Genomic DNA, 19132 nt, shown 5'->3' on the forward strand with positions numbered 1-19132 from the left:
CCTATTCCTGCTATACTGCCAGGTAGTTCCATGAAAGCTCGCGACAACAACTATTTCGATAAAATGATCCGGCACCTTCGGCAGCACGAAGAAGTGATGCTCTATGGCAACCTACTGAACATTACCGCGGAAGAGGCCGATGATGTGGTGGATTTTCTAAAAGAAGAATATGAGCGGGAGGCGTTGAATCATCCGTATGAAGTGCCGTTATACAATCCTGTGGCATCACGATGGGCCGCACAAACGGTCTATATCAGTGCGCAGCTGATGTTATTCCGCGAGAATAAACCGGAGGATCTTGGTCTTCTGCTGCCGGCGTTCCCGTTTGAGCGAGATGCTGCTGCCATGCTGTCGGCCGATCTGTGCCTGCGGTTCCTGCCGGTCATGATCACCCACCTCAAGTTGATAGACAGTGACGATCCGTTGATCGCGCTGCTGGAGACCAGGCTCGAACAATGGCATTACTCCGGTGTTGCGTATGCGCTCGAGGTGTCGAAGCTCGATTTCACACCGGTCGTTTCAGATCCTTGCCTGCATGCTTTATATTGCAACCGAATTATTCAACATAAAAAACTTGCCTTAGCCCGCCATCCCGCATTTGAAACCTCCATCCGCGCCTTTTTAGGGATCTATGGAACGCAACTGTGGAGCGAATTTACAGAGGCTATATCTCCAACGCTACCATGAATACCATCGATAAGCTCAACCGGGTTTTACAATTCGTAAAAGATTCTTTTGTCGGAAAAAATGATATTGTTGACCTGCTCGGCATCAGCCTGATCGCCCGTGAAAATGCTTTCCTTCTCGGACCTCCCGGCACAGCCAAAAGCGCCATCATCCGGCAACTGTCCGATTGCATTGAAGGAGGCCGGAACTTCGAATACCTTCTGACGCGGTTTACAGAACCCAACGAGATCTTCGGCCCGTTCGATATCCGGAAATTGAAAGAAGGCGAGCTCATTACCAACACGGAAGGCATGATGCCCGAAGCTTCCATGGTTTTCCTCGACGAGATCTTCAATGCCAACAGCGCCATCCTCAACAGCTTGCTCATGGCCCTGAACGAGCGCCTGTTCAGACGTGGAAAAGAAACGCGAAAATTGCCGGCCCTCATGTTTGTAGGCGCCAGCAATGTGCTGCCGGAAGACGAAGCACTCAACGCATTGCTGGACCGGTTCCTGATCCGCATCCGTTGTGACTATGTAGATACAGACCTGCTGGAAGAAGTTCTGCTGGCGGGATGGAACATGGAACGCCAGTCAGCAGAAAAACCGGTGATCACTCCGCAGGAGATCATCGAATTACAACAACGCAGCCGGCAGGTAGACCTGTCTCCCATCCGGAAACAATTCGTGGATGTGGTGCATAATCTGAGGAACACAGGAATTAAAGTGTCGGACAGGCGCGCCGTGAAGATCCAGAACCTGCTGGCAGCCAGCGCCCTCATGTGCAACAGAACCGAAGCCATCAAATCGGACCTCTGGGTTCTGAAATACATCTGGGACACTGAAGAGCAGATCGAAATACTGGCGGGCATCATCGACGCCATCATCGAAAAAGATACTACTGCCCAACAGGTCCATCCCCAGGCGCGTTACAACAAGACGCCCAACGCCGAAGAGCTCATCAAGGAAGTTCAGCTGCTGGCCAGCCGGTGGCACTCCGGCAATTTATCATTCGAAGAACAAAATGTTATAAAAGACAAGCTCCGGTATGTTCAGACGCGCTGCAACTGGATCAAAAAGAATGAGCACAAAGAGCACATTCGCGCTGAAATTGAGCAACTATGGAAAAAAATGCTGGAGGTAGTATAAAGTATTACCTGGCGGTCAGCGCTGAATATAAAAACGACCTTGCACGCATCAGGCAATGGAGCCATCTCAAAGTTGGCTTCGATGAGCACCTGATATGGGTGAAAGATTTTGAGCATGCGCAGATCCATTCCGGGGAAGTGAGATCGATACCTTTCGGGCGGGCGTTTTACGAAAAAGGAAACCAGCTTTTTCCGTTAGACAGCCAGCTGCCGGAACGTTTTGTGCCTTCACTGCTGTGGACGCCGATAGACCGAGCGTTGCCCGTAAAGCTTCCCTCGCTGAATCATCACTATTTTGGCATCGATGAAAGGCTTCAGATCAACCTCGTACAGCGCCACACGGAGGCGGAAGCCGTAGCCATGATCACCTCAGCAAGTGTACTCGGGGCGTATCTCAAATCCGCACCTTCCATCAGGCTGGAGAAGATCCGCTGGACCATACTGGAAGCGGATCAGGTGTTTCTGCTGGGAACACCGTTGCTGCCATTGTCGGGCGACACGTTCTGGGCGCGAAAAGACCTCTTGCTTCCTTCCGGCTTTGATTTCGAGCAATATATACTCTCCGATACCATTCAAAAAATAATCAATCCGGCGAGAGATTGCTGGGTGATCTGGCATAACGACAGCACGTATTCATTGATATTGAAAGAACACCTGGTGACGTTGTCCCGGAGCTCCTTCCGTCTGAGTTTTAATCATCCTGAAAAAGACCTTTGAGCCATACACATCATTATTTTCAATCTTACGAATCGTACTTCTGGCAATGGGAAGATGATGGCGACGTCATTGCCATTCCGCGGGAAAGTACCATCGTGTATAAAGATTTTGTCGGCGACATCATCGAGAAGCTTTCACCGCAAGGCCTTCCTCCTTTTGGATCGCTGTTGCTCACGCTGATCGCCACCAATCCCAACGGCGCCGCTTCGTTGGATACAGTCTATGACATTGTGAGCAAGGCCCTGAAAACCACCGATGATGCCAGTCTCCGCAGTGCCATAGATTTTCTGAAACTTCTAACGGGACTGCCCCCTGCTTACAAACAGGGGAAGAGAAGGATCATGCTCTTCCAGGTTCTTTTTGAAGGATGCCACAACATTCTTTCGCTCAGAAGCTCAGCAAGTATTTATGCACAGTATAAGGACGGCATTCAGGACTTCGAAAAAATATCCCGAAAGATCAGCCTTGACAGGAGTGTCATCGACAACGACTTCAGAACAATAGGTCTTCTCCGCCATAAGTTCGACAGCACAGACGCCATCATCGAAAAGATCGCTGCCGTTCCCGACCTGCAGCAATACGAGATCACGTTTGAAGATACGCCTGTTATAGAAGACGAGCCTGCTCCGCTCGATGTTATCGATGAGCTCATCAACAACCAAAAGACCTTTGCCGTAGGGTCGCTGGTGCGATGGCTTTGGGGAGGGTTGAACATCCCCGTACACAGCACGTTGCCCAGCCAGCAGCCCCTGGGAGGAATTTCGGATCTTACCAACAAAGGAGATCTCGATAAGCTTCTCATCTCTGAATTCGCCAATGACGATCTGTTCTTTTTGTCACGGCTGGCAAACAATGAAGCGTTGTACCTTCATCGCGAAATTCCACCGGCCAATAATCATTTGCAACGTTTTGTTTTGATCGATGCCTCGTTAAAAAACTGGGGCACGCCCAAAGCCGTCGCCTTTGCGGTAATGCTGGCCATCGCAAAACATCCAAAAACTGATATTGCCTGCGCAGCCTTCGTACTGGGAAGCGACAACTATTACCCGGTGTCTGTAGAAAACATCGACACCATCATCGATGCGCTGCAGATCGTGGAAGGAGCGCTCCACGCCGCCAATAGCCTGGCAGCTTTTCTGAAGGCACACGCCACGGACCGGAACAAGGAAATATTTTTTATCACCGAGCCTTCCACCCTCAGGCAGCCTTCTTTGTTAAAGGTGATGAACGAGCACCATCAGCACATCCACTACCAGGTGCTGACCGATGCGGATGGGAATGTGGATGTTTACAAGCGGTACCGTAACAGCAAAAAGCACGTTCAACATATCAGGCTTCCACTGGAGGATCTTTGGAAGAAGCGTCCATCCACTGCTCCTCGTGATGCTCCTCCGGTCAATAAGCAACCTGAGCTCCTGGCGGATTATCCGATCCTGGTAAGGAGTACCGGTAATGCAAAAAAAATACTGGCCGCCCCGGATGGCGAGATCTTTCTGTTGAACAACGAGCGGGCTGTGCTCAGGCTCTTCGACAAATCGGCCGGGCTACCAAACCACGGCTGGGACCTGGTGTGCCAGAACCTTCCTTTTAAAACAGATATCTTTGAAGTAGGTATTTCCGATCAGGGGCAATACGTTATATTGTTGTTCAATACTCCTAAACGCGAGATCTTCCTGTTGAACCTCTCCACGGGCGAAAATCATACGGTTATTTTTAAAGGGTGGAAATCGACAGCCTGGCCTTCTTTTATTTTCGACGCAGGGAAGTTTTTGCATTACAGTGACAACAAGTGCTGGACCATTTCCACTGGCGGCGTGGTGGAAGTTGATTCGGCTAAATACCCGCGGCAGGAATTTTTTCAACGCAAGGAAGCCATCGCAGACGTCTTCCGCAAGTATGTACAGCCTCACACGATGTTCAAAAGGATAAACAAGGTATTTATCAACACATCGGGAGAATTGGTGTTTAGCAAGCACACCTTGCACTTTGTTGACTACGGCAAATACTTAAGACTGGCGCCGGCAACAAGCCAGGCCGTAAAAATCCGGGCCAGCACAAGCGATCACCGCATCTTCACTTTTAACGACGGCAGTACGGTTGAAGTCAACCGATCCGGTCTTTTCATACTGAAAAGCAGTGACAGCGCCATAGAGAATTTGTACATACCTACCACACTCGATTTTGCAGTGGGCGTCGCTACGCCTACCATATTCGCTGGCAACGATTACTATTACAAAGGCGGGGTTTGTGAAGTCATCCTCAAAGATCCTGGAAAAAACAGACTGGCTGCCGCGAAGGTCATTAAAGAATCAATGGAATTTTCATTGCAGGAATGTAAATATTTTGTCGATCACGGCGGCCCGATTACGTTAAAGGCATCTTTCGCAAAACAAAAAGCTGAAGACTTCCGTACGGCCATGAAAGAAGTGGGCGCAGATGTTGAGATCCGGCAGGCCGGAACCACGGCGCAAACAATCATGCCGCGAGAATTCATTGACAAATACCTCAGGCGATACATCGATACAATCATCAACCATGGAGCTCAAGGTCATACCCAATCATAAGAACAGCTTCCCCCTTAGGGCACTGCTGATCAGGAGCAAGTCAGTAGCTGAATGGATCAGGGAAATCCAGCGCCTGGATCTTTCCCTGAGTGACATGCAGGTCCATCCGGTGCCGGATATGACGCCCAATAGCATCTGGGGTTGCCTCCTGATCTTCGGGCAGAGCTTGTCGCGCGATAAGGCCGGCAGGCATCAGCTTTGCCAGTCTGTTACACCCGAGCTGTTCATTCCCGAATATTCAACACTCTATCCGATGCCCACCAACGTGGAATTGGAAAAACTATTTTCTTCCAAGTATGTTGTGCATCCCGAGTTCGGATGGGTTGAGCTGCCGGAAGCATTGAGCTTTCAGGACGTCATCAGTGACCCTGTCAGAAAACCCGTCAGCGTTACAAAGCCTGCCCCTGCTACTTTTGTTCCCATGACCATCCGTGGTTTTCAGATCCATGCCGTTCCGCCAGAAGATGTATTGAAGAACCTGGAAGAACGTGTCTTTCCCAGGCGCGAGAAACTGGAGAACAAACCGCTCAACCTCCTGGAAAAGATCAGGCTTTCTTTCTACAGGGCGATCTTCCGGAAAACCGAAGATGAAGGCGGGAAAGGAACTGAAAAGACTGGACTGGGCGAAAAGCTTCAGTCGTGGTATCAAAAATTGTTTAAGTCAGGAAATGGATGGGGCAAGATCCAGCAAGACTTCGAAGAACTGGAAAAAAGAAATCAAAAGCAGATCGAGCGGCTCATGGACCTGCTTAAGAACGATCCGGATGAGGCGCTGAAATACGCTATCCCCCTTGACCAGGAAGGCAGTACGCGCGGAGGAGCGCACGCACAACTGGATATGTCAAGGCGGTGGCTTGATTTCTCGCTCTTTAGTAACAGTGGCGGCGGGTCAGGATCCGGAATCGTTAACATTGGCGATCGTTACTATGAGCTGCAAAAGCAATACAACGCCACGGCTGAGGAGCTCATCAAAAGAGGTGAGTATCAGAAAGCCGCGTTTGTTTATATGAAGCTGCTGAAGAACCATTTAAAAGCGGCAGAAACATTGGAAGCCGGAAAGTATTACCAGGAAGCAGCCACGATCTATCTCAAACATGCCGGTAATAAACAAAGGGCGGCAGCATGTTATGAGAAAGGAAACATGGTGATGGATGCCATTGCCCTTTATCAGGAGCTTGACGACCACGAGAAGGTGGGAGATCTGTACATGACCATTTCCAAAAGAACACAGGCGCTCACGCACTACGAAAAAGTAGTGAACAACTATAAAACAAGGGGGCAGTATGTAAAAGCGTCGCTGGTCTGTAAGGATAAGATGGATGATCTGCCGGCAGGGCAATCGTTGCTGATGGAGGGATGGAGAAGTAACCGCGACGCCGTAAACTGCCTGAACAGCTACTTCTCTAATATTCCCGAAATAGGCGACCTGAATAAAGCGCTCCATGCCATCTACCAAAACGAGGTGACAGCACAAAACCGCGAATCGTTTCTCAACGTGATCAAACACGAGTACCGCAAAAAAAATGAGCTGCGCAATGCGATCCAGGAAATGGCCTACGAGATCGTAGCGGCGCAGATCCCGTTCAATCCCTCCATCGTATCCGAATTGAAAGACTTCAACCCTGACAACAAAGAGCTGCTGAAAGATACTTTGCGTTTTAAGCTAAACCAGAAAAACCGCTGATCGTGCTTTAACTTATTAATGTTTCCGTTAGCTTAACGTACGCACAAAAGTAACCATGCCCACCTGGCCATTGTAAGAAGGCATCACCAAAGTCTGGGGGCGGTTTTGTTTTCCTCCCGCCTTATAACGATGTGTGAGATACACGAGGTTGGTGGAGAGTATTCCAACGGCGGCGCCCGCCATCACATCAGTTACCCAATGGCGGTTATTCATGATCCGCATGGCCCCAACACCGGTTGCCATCGCATAGGCACTGACACTATACCAGATGCTCAGATGCCCGTATTCTTTCGACATGAATGTTGCCGCAGCAAAAGCCTGCGCCGTGTGTCCCGATGGGAATGAGTTTCGCATACCGTTATCAGGGCGTGGCACCGCGGTGATCTTCTTTAACGGGAAGGTGATGGCAGCAACCAGTAACTCCGATTTGAACAGCAATGCAGTGCGGTTCCTGAGATCATGCTTGCCTTTCACACCGGCGAGATTGAGGCCATACACCACCGCGATCGGCGCGAATTGCAGGTAATTGTCTGCCTTGTGATGAAAGTACGGGATCCATTCATCACGTTCTTCCTTCACCTCCGCGCGGCTGAAATTCTCATTGTCTGTCATGGTGTAAAAGCTCGCCACCGTTAACAGGAGCGGGACCTTGATCGCTTTTTTGAACGCAGCCGATCTCCGCAGCACCGGTTCCGATGGCTTTATGTAAAGATCTTTCATGAAAGAAACGGTCTCCGCAGGAGCGTTGGCACGCCGGTGAAAATATTGGCCAAAGCATGATATCGTTACGAGCGGGAACAGAACAACAAGGTGAAGTTTCATGGGGCTGGAGCTTTTTAATGTGTGGCTTTAACTACAAGGTTAGCCTTACATTCTGGAGACATTCTGCGCTATTCACGAAAAAAAGGTCTTTTGAATGACTTTGGTTCATAATTTGATCGATGCCGGTGCGTTCTTCTTTAAAAACCATCAAATATTCCCATTATGCTTTACAGGATCGTAATATCACTCTCATGCATGGCACTGCTTGCCTGCGGTTCAAATTCAGCTGTACAAACACCAAGGTATCGCGCCGGCGGAGGTAGTCCCAATGCCGACGATGCCTTTGTGCTGCAGGAAGGGCGTGTTGTGATCTTCAACGCCAACCTGACCATGAAGGTGGAGAACGCCGACACCTTCAACGTACGCCTGACGGAAATAGCGCGCCAGCACGAAGGATACGTGGTGAAGCTGGGCAGCGAAAGCTCAACCTTCAGGGTAAGGGCTCAGCACCTGAACAAGGCGTTAAAGGCGCTGAAGGGCGAAGGTAAGATCATCAGCAAAACCGTGTCAGGAAATGACGTAACAGAAGTATATCATGATTACGAGATCCGTCTTGAAAACCTGGAGAAATCAAGACAGCGCTACCTCGAGCTGCTTGCCAGGGCAGAGAACGTGGAAGCCACATTGAAAGTAGAAAAGGAGCTGGAACGAGTTAACGGCGAAATGGATTCACTCAAGGGCAAGCTTCAAAGCATGAAACACCTCGCTGACTTCTCCACCATCACCATCGATATCGAACCCAGGCACAAGCCCGGTGTGGTAGGTTACGTGTTTGTAGGGTTGTACAAAGGTGTAAGATGGCTATTTGTGAGGGTATGAGCAGACATAGATTTGAGAGGTGAGATATTAGATTTGAGACTTCGGCGTGGCCGATGCATACCTGTGCTAAGACAAAAAAGAGCAGTGACTATCACTGCTCTTTTGGCGTAAGTGACCCGGCAGAAGGAAAAAGTACCGGGCCATTTTGCTTTTTCTTTAGTTGTTAATCGATCTTCTTATCACGGAGCTGAGCTCTTGTGATGAATACTTTTTCACCATTGTTGTTGATGTAATAATACTTTCCGTTTTCATCAACGTATGCGGTTTCTCCGCCAGGGCCTACTTTATTTTTCAGCTTCTGATCGGTGATCGCAGCAGCGGCATCTTTGGCGCCTTCTTCGATCTTATCACCTGCAGACTGGGTGTCTTTTTCAAGCTCGCTTTCGGTCTCGCGGGCCTCTTCGTTCACCTCGTCTCTTGCTTCACGGGCTTCTTCTTTTACTTCATTCTTTTCATCCCTGTAAGCGTCTTTTCCCGCAGGCTGATTTGTTTTCAAACCATACAGGTCTATGTCGGCCTTCTCGCCCCGAGCATTCGCTTCGGTATTGTAGGTGAAGGCAACCTTCTGGATATCCTTATCAGGATGCTTCAGCTGGATCACCGTAGACTCGCTTCCGTTAGCAAAGTGCTCGCGAACATCGATCTCTTCCATGTCGCCTGACTCATAGAAAACCTGGAGGCGTTGCAGGTGCACTGGCGCCTCCGAAACCTTGATCTTCAAGGCAGTGAATTCATCCGCACCCAACACAGAAATTGATTCGTTCTGTGTTTTAAAGCTCGCTGTGGTATGGCCGATGTGGTGCCAGCCTGGCTTATTTGAGTCGACCACTGCCGGTTTTTGTGCCTGCAGCTTCGTGTAGCAAGTAGCGGTGAGGATCAACAACGTTAATACGATTACTTTTTTCATACCCTGTTCATGTTTAATTCAACTTCACATTTCGTTTTTAATGATATCTTAAGCGAGTTAAAATTCCATGCCGACACAAAAAAAAGAGTGTCTCACCAATTATTGCTGCTGCCATTGTTGATTTAATCCACAGGTTTCAGAAAGCGGCGGTCTCAAGCCTCCACCCTTGCAAGAGCAGCGGATGCCTGAGATCCCGATTCAGGCAAACATGTTAACAAGCGGGAAGGCAAATCATCTTTCCTCGCTTTCAGGGGTTACCTTTTACCCTATTTCCTCGTATTATTGGTACGGCCTGGTATCAAACCTATTACCGGCAAAACAAATTGACTCATGGCAGTACAGATCATTTCCATTGTAATCGTTCTGGCGATCGTTGTTTATTTTTTACGAAAAGAAAACAGGAAAGAGCAAAAGTATTTTGGTAAAAAGGTGGAGCCCGATCGCAAAGAGAAAAAGATCCTTGCCAGGTATAAACAGGAGTATGAGCCCATCAGCGCCGATGAGCGATTGGCAACGTTAGACAGAGACAAATGGGAGCTTGAAGACATTGCGAAAAACGCCACCGAAATAGTATACGACCATCCTATTCCCGCCAAATCTGAAAGACAGAATTTAAAACCAGGCGATCTGGTAAAACTGCATTTTATGATCGAAGAAGAGGGTGAGACTGAAACAGAAAGAATGTGGGTACAGGTTACAGGTGAAAAAGATGGGCTGTTTTCCGGAACCCTCGATAACGATCCGTTCAATGAAATTCTAAAAGCCGGTCAGCTAATTTGGTTTCACGCCAACCACGTGTCGCATATCGATAGAAACAAATAAGGCGTAGCCTTAACGGAAGGACTGCTATTTTCTAAAAAATACCTCTGCTTTAGTCACCTTCAAACTTGGATTGTCAGAGGCAACTAAAATGCCTTTGAAGGTATACTGGGCATCTTCCTCTATCTTGATCTCCGAATTTTTACCTGAAAAGCTCCAGCTGGTTTTATCCATCACCGTTGTTTTAATCTCACCTGTAGTAATGTTCTTTTCGGTGGGATCAATTCGAATCCACCCATCTTCTCACCATTTTTCAGCATCTCCACCTTGAATCTCAAAGCAACATCTCCTTCGCATTCAATATCCATATCAGACCATATCGCAATTTCATCATCCTTCTTCAGGTCTAACGTTGTTTCCTTGATCACCAGGTTTCCTTCAGCGCTCAGTTGATTGATCGGCAGCCTGCCTACCTCTTTACCAAGCATGGCGTCACATCCGGTTAAAACAAGTGACAGTGCCAAAAGCTGTAATAGTTTTTTCATTGTGTTCGTTTGGGGGCTAATATTCACGAAATTTCAGGTACTTCAAAATTAATGCTTACCCCGGCTCAATCAGAGATGGGAAAAACCTGGGTACATACCGGCCATAAATAGCGCTAGCAGCGCAAAAAACGCATTTTGAGCTGGCAAATGAATGTTCTGTCACTTTATTTGCAAAGGGCGTATTTTATTGATTTATTTGTGCCCGTTTTTACAAATCAATCAGGAGAGGTGTCCGAGTGGTTGAAGGAGCACGCCTGGAAAGTGTGTATACCTGAAAGGGTATCGCGGGTTCGAATCCCGCCCTCTCCGCAATTTCAATATCAAGCAAAAGCAAAAGCCTGCAATTCGTATGAATTTCAGGCTTTTTGCTTTTTAGGACGCACCAAATTGTTCATCAAAACTCAAGTTGTTGGTGAGCGATCCGGTGAGCGCACCAAAAAGCAAAAATAGCGCTCACCAGTTTTGCTATAACGAGCTGTATTTCAACTAGTTCACCAGGTGAACATCTTGAAATCGGGTGGCTGCAAGCATAAATTTATCAATGCTTAAAAACCCAAATTGTTATGAGCAACAACAGATTCAATTTGCTTTTCTACTTCAGAAAAGCAAGAGCAAATTCAAACAGTGCTTTACCTTTCATTTACATGCGCATCAGTGTGGGCTGTGAACGAACAGAGGTTTCAACGCAGCGGCAATGGGACCCGAACCGATGGAACACTGCAGCAGGAAGAGCCAGCGGAACGAAAGAAGATGCAAAGTCCCTTAACATTTATCTCGACACACTTCAAGTTAGAGTCTATGAAGCGCAGCGCCAGATCATCGCAGACAACAAGGAGGTAACAGTCAACGCGCTGAAGGAACGACTCGATGGCGCGCCAAAAGAAAAAGCGCGAATGCTGATCGAGGTATTCGACAACCACAACAGTCAGATGGCCCAACTGGTAGGAAAAGATTGCGCTGAGGGAACATTGGAGCGTTATACTGTGGCGCGTAACCATACAGTGGCATTTCTTCAATGGAAGTGGAAAGTCTCCGATATAGACATTCTCGACCTCTCGTATGAGTTTGCCACAGACTTCGAGTTCTGGCTTAAGACAGTAAGGAACTGTGGACACAATACTTCAATGAAGTACATCGGCAACCTGAAAAAAATCGTCAACATATGCCTTAAGAATGGATGGCTTCCTAAAGATCCTTTCCTGGGTTACAAAATGGCAAAGCGTGAGGTGATCCGTGAAGCGCTTTCACAGGAAGAGATAGATGTTCTTACAAATAAGGATTTCGCAGTAAATCGCCTGACCGTAATCCGTGATCTCTTTCTATTTAGCTGTTATACCGGGCTTGCTTACGTCGATATAAAAAAACTGAAGCGTACCGAGATAGCAACAGGTGTGGACGGCGGAAAATGGATCTTCACCAAACGAACGAAAACGGATGTTCCATCGCGAATACCCCTGCTGTCTGCTGCACTGAGCATTTTAGAAAAATATGAAAACAACCCGGTGTGTATCAATAGGGATGTGCTATTGCCGGTGCCCAGTAATCAAAAAATGAACTCCTACCTTAAGGAGATCGCCGACCTGTGTGGCATTACCAAGAACATGACTGTCCATACTGCACGGCATACGTTTGCCACCACCATCACGCTTACCAATGGCGTTCCCATCGAGACGGTTAGCAAAATGTTGGGCCATAGAAACCTGAAGACTACTCAGCACTATGCGAAGATCCTGGATAAAAAGGTTAGCGATGATATGATGGTACTTCGCAAGAAGCTTGATTCCAGAAAAGACGCCTCTCCCTGTAGTTGACTGTTCCTATCACTTCTTAAAATGACATTAACATGAATAAAATAGTAACTTATCTGGAAAGCAAGGAAGTTGTTTTCCATGGTGCGCTCATCCTGATCATCCTTTATGTACCTCATGCCGGCCACCTTTTCAAGCAATTGGAGCACCTTGATATGAGCTTTTTCGGCTACTCAGTGCTGAACTGGGTTTATGGTATAGCCCTCGCGGCAGTTATTGAATTTATTATCCTGGTCTTTATCATTAACGGTTACAGGAATACTGGAAAGTTTTATGCAGTGGTGAGCTTCTTTCTTAATGCGTTTTATTATGACTACTGGTTTGTTGCTGTTCAGGAGCCCACAATGATGAATATCAAATTAACAGGGATAAGCTTCGTTATTTGCCTTACCCATTCCCTGTCTGTTTGGCAATTGAGTGAGCTGTTTTATAATAGGCTGAAGGCGGATAAAGATAAGGTTGTAGAATATTGGTGCCCTGAATGTGAGGCGGGGCCATTCCCGAATAAGCGGTCGTTGGATGGACATATTTCAAAGGGACATAAATGGAAGGAAAAAATGGGACATTAAATGATGTACTATGGCGTACAGGGCTTCTTTAAGAGCAGATCAATAACGAAGCCCGTTGTTCACTCGCTGTTTCTATTCTTCGAAAATCAGCCTTTCAAGGTCATCCTGGGATGGGACTTTTCCGTCCTGAATGATTTTTATTAGCGCATTTCTTAAATGAACCCAAGTCGCGACTAATGGGGAGTGATGTACATCTTTTGCTGTGTGAGCTGCAGTTGATCTATCGTTGTAGAGCTTAGATATTTCCTTGAATAGTTTCAATCGTTCTGTTCCACGAGCAGAAAGGAACGCAGCCAGATTTGCAGACACCCTGTATTTCAATTCACCGGTGTTGGGAGAAAAAAGCTGTTCGATTGCCCCCCATAAGGTAACTAAGCTAGACGAAACTTTTCCAATTTCTGCCGTTGAGTCAAATGCCTTAAAAGCCGAATAGAAGTTGGGATTTGTTTTTATTAAGGTTAACGTTCTTTCAAAACTGCTTTTAACCCATAGCAAGTGATCCTCCTTTACGCTTTGGTTTTCGTTATTAGGTGGCCCAAAAATTCTTTGCTTAATTTCATTTGGAGTTATTACAGGATCAACCTCAGAAGTTAGCACCTTATTAAACGAGATGTTTGAAATTGCAGGGACTGAAATATATGCGTATTGTACAATTCTAAGCAAACTTACCACAGTCCACAATAATTCCGTTTGATCAAAATCATCATTAAATTTCTCAAGAAAAGGCACCTCTATTTCTGCAGAGATGTCAAAGCTCACACCGCCCTTTGCCGGTTTCCACGGGCCATCATGAAATTTATACTTTCCAGGCGGTTTAAATGCCATGATGAATGGAGCTGTAAGATGCGCATAAGTCTTTCTAATTATTATCCCATTACCAAAATCAAATTCGGCATTACTCATTTCTATACCCGAGAGACCCCCGTAAATAGTTTCCATTTCTAAATGCGAGTAAGCAGAGTAGCTGACCGCTGCGTGTTATTTAATAATTAACTCAATCAAGTAACAGTATACAATGTTGATCGACTATTCTCCTTCCTTATTCTAATGTTAGCAATTTCTCTTCTCCTGCCTATGCCTTTTAACTAAGCTTGATTCAATTTAATAAAATCCGTGTCCTGTTGCATAGCTTTCAAATTCCTTTTAAAAGGTTATGTACAAAGTTTTCTTTGGTTAAAAATTAGAAAGAGGATATATTGAAAATATATGCACTAGAGGGGATCACTTTGACCAAAATGTTACCTAACACAATCTTTAATCCTAAGTTATGAGTAATCCTGACTACTTTGAATTTATCAAAATAAGTATCACAGTAATTAGTCCGTTTATTGCATCATATTTAACATATTCATACGCGATTAAAGGCAAACTGAAGGAAGTATCGTTCCATAAAAGGCAAGAACTAAATATAATATTATCTCATCTACTTTTAGTGTACCACCATTTAATTAAGTTGAAAGACCTTGTATCTATTAGAAATTCCGGCGATGATGAATTGATAATACCCAAGGAGTTCATTCCTCTGTTTGCAGTGAAATGCGGATTCTTAAATCACGATTGCTTTAAAAATTTGGAGAAGTCCATTGAAAACTTAAATAAATATGACCCCATTACCTACTATGAACTAGAGGGAATCGGAAAAAGATTTGACTATGTGGTTGAAAAAATATTGATTCCGTTTATTGGCTCAAAAAGCCATTCAAATGTTGGCGATAAATTGGCCTTGGTGAATCTGGATAAGATAATTGTCGAAATTGTTTCTACCATTAACGCAGTGTCTCCTCTTATCGACAAGGAAACGGTTAAGCGATCAAAGCAAAAACTGTTCAAACCTGGCGAAGAGCATGATTCACTTAAAAATGAAATAAATCAGTGGGTCTACGAATTAATTATTGATCTGATGCCAAAAAGAGAACGCATGCCAACCTTTGATGAGTTTTTAAAAGAAGCATCTAATCCCGAAGTAAAAGCTGTGCTTAACTCTCAAGTAAAAGTATTAATGGATAATGAATTTGAATCATTAATAAAAATGGTCGCAGAGAATCCAGATCTATCATTTGAGGAAATTGAAAAGGAACTCGGTAAATTGAATTTATAGTCATTCAAACTTAACTAGCTCTCAGCAAGCTATTTCTACTCATCACTTTGCTGCACGGTAATGTAGTTAGGTCGAATCCGAAGAAACCCTCAATGTGTCACATGCTCAACCGTTTGTTTCGTGTAAAAATATTCTTTTACACTGAGCAAGGTAGTCATCTGTATAGCCACTAAAAACCATCCTATCCAGTTCTCTCCTCATCTGCCTATTACTTTTTCCCACGTGCGCATACTCCTTTTTTGCTCGTTGGAATAGATATTTAGAATACCTGGTCTTTCCTTCCAAAGAACCGTATTCCTTCTCCCAATTCTTCATCAATTCCTTATGGTATATTTCACAATCCAGGAAAATGTAGTTTGCCCTATTATCCGGCAACGATTCAAGCAGGGATTTTATGCCATTGGCAATACTATCTTTAGTTAACATGGCATGAAAGAACGAGGTAAAGCTCACCTCAAAATCAAATGCATCAACCTTCGTACTCGCTCCTATGTATCCAAAAAAGGGGCAAGGTTTATCGATCTCTCCTTTATACATGTCTAAAAAATTTGCACCGTGGCAAGTAGCTAGTGAGACATACAGGTTATTCTTGCACGCCACATTCATCTTTCGTAAAGGTTCTTTCAATTCTTCCCAGGAAATGGTTTGTCCGCTGCTTAAACACAAGCCCCCGCTGGAGGTTCCATGCATTTCAAAATGCAAATAAGGTTTTACTCCGTGCGCAATAGAATCCGTTATATTGTTGATCACTTCAAAAAAGGTAGTCCGGTCATTAACGTTTATCAATTCATCCATCGACTCAATACCACGTTGAAGGCACGCATATTTTATTTGCTGGGCAATCTCACTACCGGTGTGTCTTTCATCATCTTGTAGCGATTGAAGAATGAAAATGGCGTTAAACTTAATTCCTCTTTTCACATCACAAATTTAAAGCGATAGTAACTGGAAATTCAATGTAGTGGAAGGACCGATTATAGCTATACCAATTTATAGATTTCCACTAATTTTAGTTCTCTTGCTAAAAATATCGAATGATGTATTGTTAATTTAGCTTCATTCTAAATTTTTGCTGCAAGTTCCTTAATCTCTCTATTAAATGGTCAAAAGGTTTGGTTTCTCCATAGATCATTTGTTCCCGCATAGTTTGATAGTCTTTTTTATAAAGCTCTTCTACTTCTGAAGGAGGGATGAACGTAATCGTTTTATGCCCTAATGTTTCGTAGTTAACCCATGGGATTCGTTGATAGAATTGACGATGTTCGATTAGTTGGTCGTATAAGACGTGATCCGCTAACGCTCGTGTTTCCGTATCGGTATCCATCATGCTCTCCAGATCATATAGATGACGAGACATCCTCTCGGTTCGTATTTTTCCTGCATCTGGTTTGCCAAATTCTTCATGAAGAAGAAATGCCTTTTCGAGAAATGTTTTTTGCGGCTCAACAGTATTGATTTCCAGTGGTATCTCGGCATAGGCCTCATCTAACGTTTCTTCCGAGAGCAAAGAAACAATAGCCACTTTAGAACAAGGAATACTCAACGAGCGGACGCTTACCTCGATTTTGACTTCATCGGCGATATATGGATTGTGATCATACAGTGAGGGATATTTAAGGTGAATTGTTTGAGGATCGGTGTCTGGCCTGTTTTCCGGAATAGGTGACGCGGCAACCGTCGCCAATCCCATTGGAACACCCAATGCAGTTAGTTGTTTGTCTAGTTCGTTTTTCAAGTCTACACTGGTAAATGCGCAACCGGCACGTTTTAGTTTGTCGACATAACTTTTAGTGGGATTTCTTTGATAGGCGATACCGAATGCCTCCGGTGATAGGGCAATATCTATATCTTCAGAAAATCTTGAAATTAGTTTCCAACATTTGCTTAATGAAGTACCGCCTTTGAAAACAATATGTTCGGCATAGGCACTTTGAAAAAGTGCTCTCAAGGCTAATGTGACCCACCAATCCTTTTCGATGGCTTTTGCTATAATACCTGTATTGTATTCAACTCTAGTGATAGAAGCTTTTCGTTGTTCAGGTGTCAATTGTAGCCATCCGGTCATTTTTAGTAATGTTTTTTTTCATCAATTTTATAATATAATCGTTTACCCTTGCGGAAGCTAGAGTAAGGTCATGCTTTAATTTCCGAGGATCTTCTTGTAATAAGAGTTCGCGGATTTTTTTTTCAATCTCTTCATTAATGTGACTAGTCCCCAGTTCTTCAATTGCCTGTATTACCAAACTGCTTATTTTACCCTTAGTTGCTAACTTCCTTGCTGGCGTTGGCTTAAACCTGACCTGCATCTTTCCCAGTTTGAATTGTTTTGCGTTGCCGTCAGTAAGGTAAACCCGTTTGGTTGGAACTTGTGTTGTAAGGCCTAATTGATGGATCGCAAATGCACCCGCAGGCCTCACGCGTATATGCTCTTTGCGAGCCAGCATTTTTATAACTTCGTCTGCGTCTGGAAGTAGCTCACCCAGGACCGGATCAATCTTTGGAATGTAGTAAATACCATGCGCAAGACGTTTCACCTTACCTGTGCGGGTAAGTCTGGATAGGGCTTTTTTTATAGCCGCTTGTGTACCTGTTCCTCTAAAATCTGTCGGGAACAGAATTTCACCAACCTTTTTTTTTGAGATCAGCGTTTCAATATACTTATGCGTTCCTTCCTCCATGTCACCAATTTGCAAAAAAAGGGGACAAAGTGTGCCTGGCAGACGACACTTTTTTTCAATAAATGGTGACATAACTCCTAACATTCTGTTTAGGCTACTGGAAACCAATCACCTAGGGAGTTGGTGGAAGTCACAAAATATGAAGCACGTATAATACTGTAATACAGAATGTTATGACAAAACTGATTATAGGAGGTTGGTAGATGGGATGGTAGAAAATACATGGTTTTGGGCACTTGTTTTCCCAAGCAGGCAAATCTCGCTTCCTTTCCTGGGATGATAAGAAGGGCTGTAGATAATGTATCCAAATCCCGAAAGGTCACTGATAACCTTATGGTAGGTCGCCTTTGAATTGATCCTGGCGAGTTTCATCAACTTACTGCGTGAGATGTTGAAAGGGTTTTTGCAGCCATTACCAATCCATTTTTGACACAATACAGTATAAAGACTTATATGGTAGGATGTCAGATAGGTGTCTGACGTGATCCGTTGTAGGTAAGCATTTAACTGATGAAGACTGTCCATGGTTGTGCTGATCGCATATGTTAAACTCGCAGCAGCCTTGTAATATCTTGGTGACGGTAGAAAATGAGCCGTCCTATTTTGGTGAAGGGAAGTTTTCCACTAATTCTCAGATTTTGCAAGGTACCAGGCGAGATGCCAAGCATCTTTCTGACTTCTGAAGACTTTAGCCATTCCTTTGTTCCGGGCGTGGCCGCGCCTTTCAATAATTCTTTGATCTCATTAAGCAGCTCGACTTTGAAGCTCTGAAGATCTTCAATGGTAATAAGCTGATTCCGGTACAGCCTCGTCCCTTCTGATAAATTCTCCACAGTTGCCATACTTTACTTATTGGTGCTTATTTTCTCTTCTTTGTATTAAAAAGCACTGGCCCCAAGTTCTCACTGATCTTTTCCAATGACCTGCCAGCAACATATCCCCCCACTCCCAAATCCATAAGCGTCCAAATATGATCATCAAGCGTAGTTACCGGAAGATTGAAGTAAGGTACTAGAACATAGTTGTTAAAAACAATGAACATACAAATGCACATAAGCATCGGTCGCCAGTTGCGCTGTAGCCAGCTTTCTCCTTTGGATTCTGATTCAACGATCTTGGATTTGCTTTCAAGGAGCTTGCCCTCATAGTCAAGGTAAGCACCTTCTATGCTGATGAGCAGCTCCTTGTATTTTAGTTGCAGCTCCAATTTTTCATCGGACTTATCTATTTTGTCTATTGCCGTACCGATAGAATCAACTACCTCTTTGGCGCCGGTTCCCAGGATCTTTGATAAGAAGCCTCCCAACCCTGGTCCTTTCCTAACCTCACTTGCTTCCATATGACAATAA

The 19132-nt window shown here is 45.0% G+C and carries 20 protein-coding genes and 1 tRNA gene; 11 read left to right on the top strand and 10 right to left on the bottom strand.

The window, feature by feature from the left end:
• Positions 1 to 30 precede the first annotated feature (30 nt).
• From KK083_RS03320 to KK083_RS03340, 5 genes are read left to right on the top strand one after another with little or no spacing between them, the layout of a single operon-like run.
• Positions 31 to 687: a conflict system bpX4 domain-containing protein gene (locus tag KK083_RS03320; protein ID WP_254160684.1), complete on the top strand. Its 657-nt coding sequence runs from the start codon at positions 31 to 33 to the stop codon at positions 685 to 687.
• Positions 645 to 1814: an AAA family ATPase gene (locus KK083_RS03325; RefSeq protein WP_254160685.1), complete on the top strand. Its 1170-nt coding sequence runs from the start codon at positions 645 to 647 to the stop codon at positions 1812 to 1814. The genes KK083_RS03320 and KK083_RS03325 overlap by 43 nt, the downstream gene beginning before the upstream one ends.
• Positions 1787 to 2530 carry a hypothetical protein gene (locus KK083_RS03330; RefSeq protein ID WP_254160686.1) on the top strand — a complete coding sequence of 248 codons (744 nt, stop codon included), beginning with the start codon at positions 1787 to 1789 and terminating at the stop codon, positions 2528 to 2530. The genes KK083_RS03325 and KK083_RS03330 overlap by 28 nt, the downstream gene beginning before the upstream one ends.
• The gene (locus KK083_RS03335; RefSeq protein WP_254160687.1) at positions 2527 to 5094 is read left to right on the top strand and encodes a ribosomal protein L7/L12; all 2568 of its coding nucleotides are present in this window, start codon (positions 2527 to 2529) and stop codon (positions 5092 to 5094) included. Before KK083_RS03330 ends, KK083_RS03335 begins: the two co-directional genes overlap by 4 nt.
• A complete protein-coding gene (locus KK083_RS03340; protein ID WP_254160688.1) occupies positions 5066 to 6778 on the top strand; it encodes a bpX3 domain-containing protein in 1713 nt (570 codons plus the stop codon). The genes KK083_RS03335 and KK083_RS03340 overlap by 29 nt, the downstream gene beginning before the upstream one ends.
• Before the next feature lie 27 nt (positions 6779 to 6805).
• Here the strand turns inward: KK083_RS03340 and KK083_RS03345 are convergent, their stop codons facing one another.
• The gene (locus KK083_RS03345; protein ID WP_254160689.1) at positions 6806 to 7600 is read right to left on the bottom strand and encodes a phosphatase PAP2 family protein; all 795 of its coding nucleotides are present in this window, start codon (positions 7598 to 7600) and stop codon (positions 6806 to 6808) included.
• A 162-nt stretch (positions 7601 to 7762) separates the two neighbouring features.
• Here KK083_RS03345 and KK083_RS03350 point away from each other — a divergent pair, with 162 nt between their 5' ends.
• On the top strand, positions 7763 to 8419 hold the full coding sequence (locus KK083_RS03350) for a DUF4349 domain-containing protein (RefSeq protein ID WP_254160690.1): 657 nt from the start codon (positions 7763 to 7765) through the stop codon (positions 8417 to 8419).
• A 163-nt stretch (positions 8420 to 8582) separates the two neighbouring features.
• Here the strand turns inward: KK083_RS03350 and KK083_RS03355 are convergent, their stop codons facing one another.
• Positions 8583 to 9326 carry a DUF2541 family protein gene (locus tag KK083_RS03355; protein WP_254160691.1) on the bottom strand — a complete coding sequence of 248 codons (744 nt, stop codon included), beginning with the start codon at positions 9324 to 9326 and terminating at the stop codon, positions 8583 to 8585.
• A gap of 330 nt (positions 9327 to 9656) precedes the next feature.
• Here KK083_RS03355 and KK083_RS03360 point away from each other — a divergent pair, with 330 nt between their 5' ends.
• On the top strand, positions 9657 to 10148 hold the full coding sequence (locus KK083_RS03360; RefSeq protein ID WP_254160692.1) for a DUF2314 domain-containing protein: 492 nt from the start codon (positions 9657 to 9659) through the stop codon (positions 10146 to 10148).
• 24 nt (positions 10149 to 10172) lie between these two features.
• On the opposite strand, the gene KK083_RS03365 is transcribed toward KK083_RS03360, so the two are convergent.
• Both KK083_RS03365 and KK083_RS03370 read right to left on the bottom strand, forming a co-directional pair.
• Positions 10173 to 10319 (bottom strand): hypothetical protein, encoded by a 147-nt coding sequence (locus KK083_RS03365; RefSeq protein WP_254160693.1) that lies wholly within the window; start codon positions 10317 to 10319, stop codon positions 10173 to 10175.
• Entirely contained in the window at positions 10319 to 10630 is a 312-nt protein-coding gene (locus KK083_RS03370; protein WP_254160694.1) for a hypothetical protein, read from the bottom strand. The genes KK083_RS03365 and KK083_RS03370 overlap by 1 nt, the downstream gene beginning before the upstream one ends.
• A 222-nt stretch (positions 10631 to 10852) precedes the next feature.
• Here KK083_RS03370 and KK083_RS03375 point away from each other — a divergent pair.
• The 3 genes from KK083_RS03375 (at position 10853) to KK083_RS03385 (ending at position 13007) form a co-directional block, all read left to right on the top strand.
• Positions 10853 to 10939: transfer RNA gene (locus KK083_RS03375), tRNA-Ser, on the top strand.
• A gap of 254 nt (positions 10940 to 11193) precedes the next feature.
• Positions 11194 to 12441, top strand: a complete 1248-nt coding sequence (locus KK083_RS03380; protein ID WP_254160695.1) for a site-specific integrase — start codon at positions 11194 to 11196, stop codon at positions 12439 to 12441.
• 32 nt (positions 12442 to 12473) lie between these two features.
• Positions 12474 to 13007 (top strand): hypothetical protein, encoded by a 534-nt coding sequence (locus KK083_RS03385; protein WP_254160696.1) that lies wholly within the window; start codon positions 12474 to 12476, stop codon positions 13005 to 13007.
• Positions 13008 to 13079: 72 nt separating this feature from the next.
• On the opposite strand, the gene KK083_RS03390 is transcribed toward KK083_RS03385, so the two are convergent.
• Positions 13080 to 13946: a HEPN domain-containing protein gene (locus KK083_RS03390; RefSeq protein ID WP_254160697.1), complete on the bottom strand. Its 867-nt coding sequence runs from the start codon at positions 13944 to 13946 to the stop codon at positions 13080 to 13082.
• 328 nt (positions 13947 to 14274) lie between these two features.
• Between KK083_RS03390 and KK083_RS03395 the strand changes: the two genes are divergently transcribed.
• Positions 14275 to 15105, top strand: a complete 831-nt coding sequence (locus KK083_RS03395; RefSeq protein ID WP_254160698.1) for a hypothetical protein — start codon at positions 14275 to 14277, stop codon at positions 15103 to 15105.
• A 105-nt stretch (positions 15106 to 15210) separates the two neighbouring features.
• Here KK083_RS03395 and KK083_RS03400 read toward each other — a convergent pair whose 3' ends face one another.
• The 5 genes from KK083_RS03400 to KK083_RS03420 form a co-directional block, all read right to left on the bottom strand.
• On the bottom strand, positions 15211 to 16026 hold the full coding sequence (locus KK083_RS03400; protein WP_254160699.1) for a hypothetical protein: 816 nt from the start codon (positions 16024 to 16026) through the stop codon (positions 15211 to 15213).
• A 124-nt stretch (positions 16027 to 16150) separates the two neighbouring features.
• Complete coding sequence (locus tag KK083_RS03405) at positions 16151 to 17170, bottom strand: nucleotidyl transferase AbiEii/AbiGii toxin family protein (protein WP_254160700.1); 1020 nt, start codon at positions 17168 to 17170, stop codon at positions 16151 to 16153.
• A complete protein-coding gene (locus KK083_RS03410) occupies positions 17142 to 17855 on the bottom strand; it encodes a DUF6088 family protein (RefSeq protein WP_254160701.1) in 714 nt (237 codons plus the stop codon). Before KK083_RS03410 ends, KK083_RS03405 begins: the two co-directional genes overlap by 29 nt.
• Positions 17856 to 18328: 473 nt before the next feature.
• Complete coding sequence (locus KK083_RS03415; RefSeq protein WP_254160702.1) at positions 18329 to 18625, bottom strand: helix-turn-helix domain-containing protein; 297 nt, start codon at positions 18623 to 18625, stop codon at positions 18329 to 18331.
• A gap of 17 nt (positions 18626 to 18642) precedes the next feature.
• Entirely contained in the window at positions 18643 to 19122 is a 480-nt protein-coding gene (locus KK083_RS03420; RefSeq protein WP_254160703.1) for a 3TM-type holin, read from the bottom strand.
• Positions 19123 to 19132 lie beyond the last annotated feature (10 nt).

It is taken from the genome of Chryseosolibacter histidinae (genome assembly GCF_018598225.1).
GTDB lineage: Bacteria > Bacteroidota > Bacteroidia > Cytophagales > Cyclobacteriaceae > Chryseosolibacter > Chryseosolibacter histidini.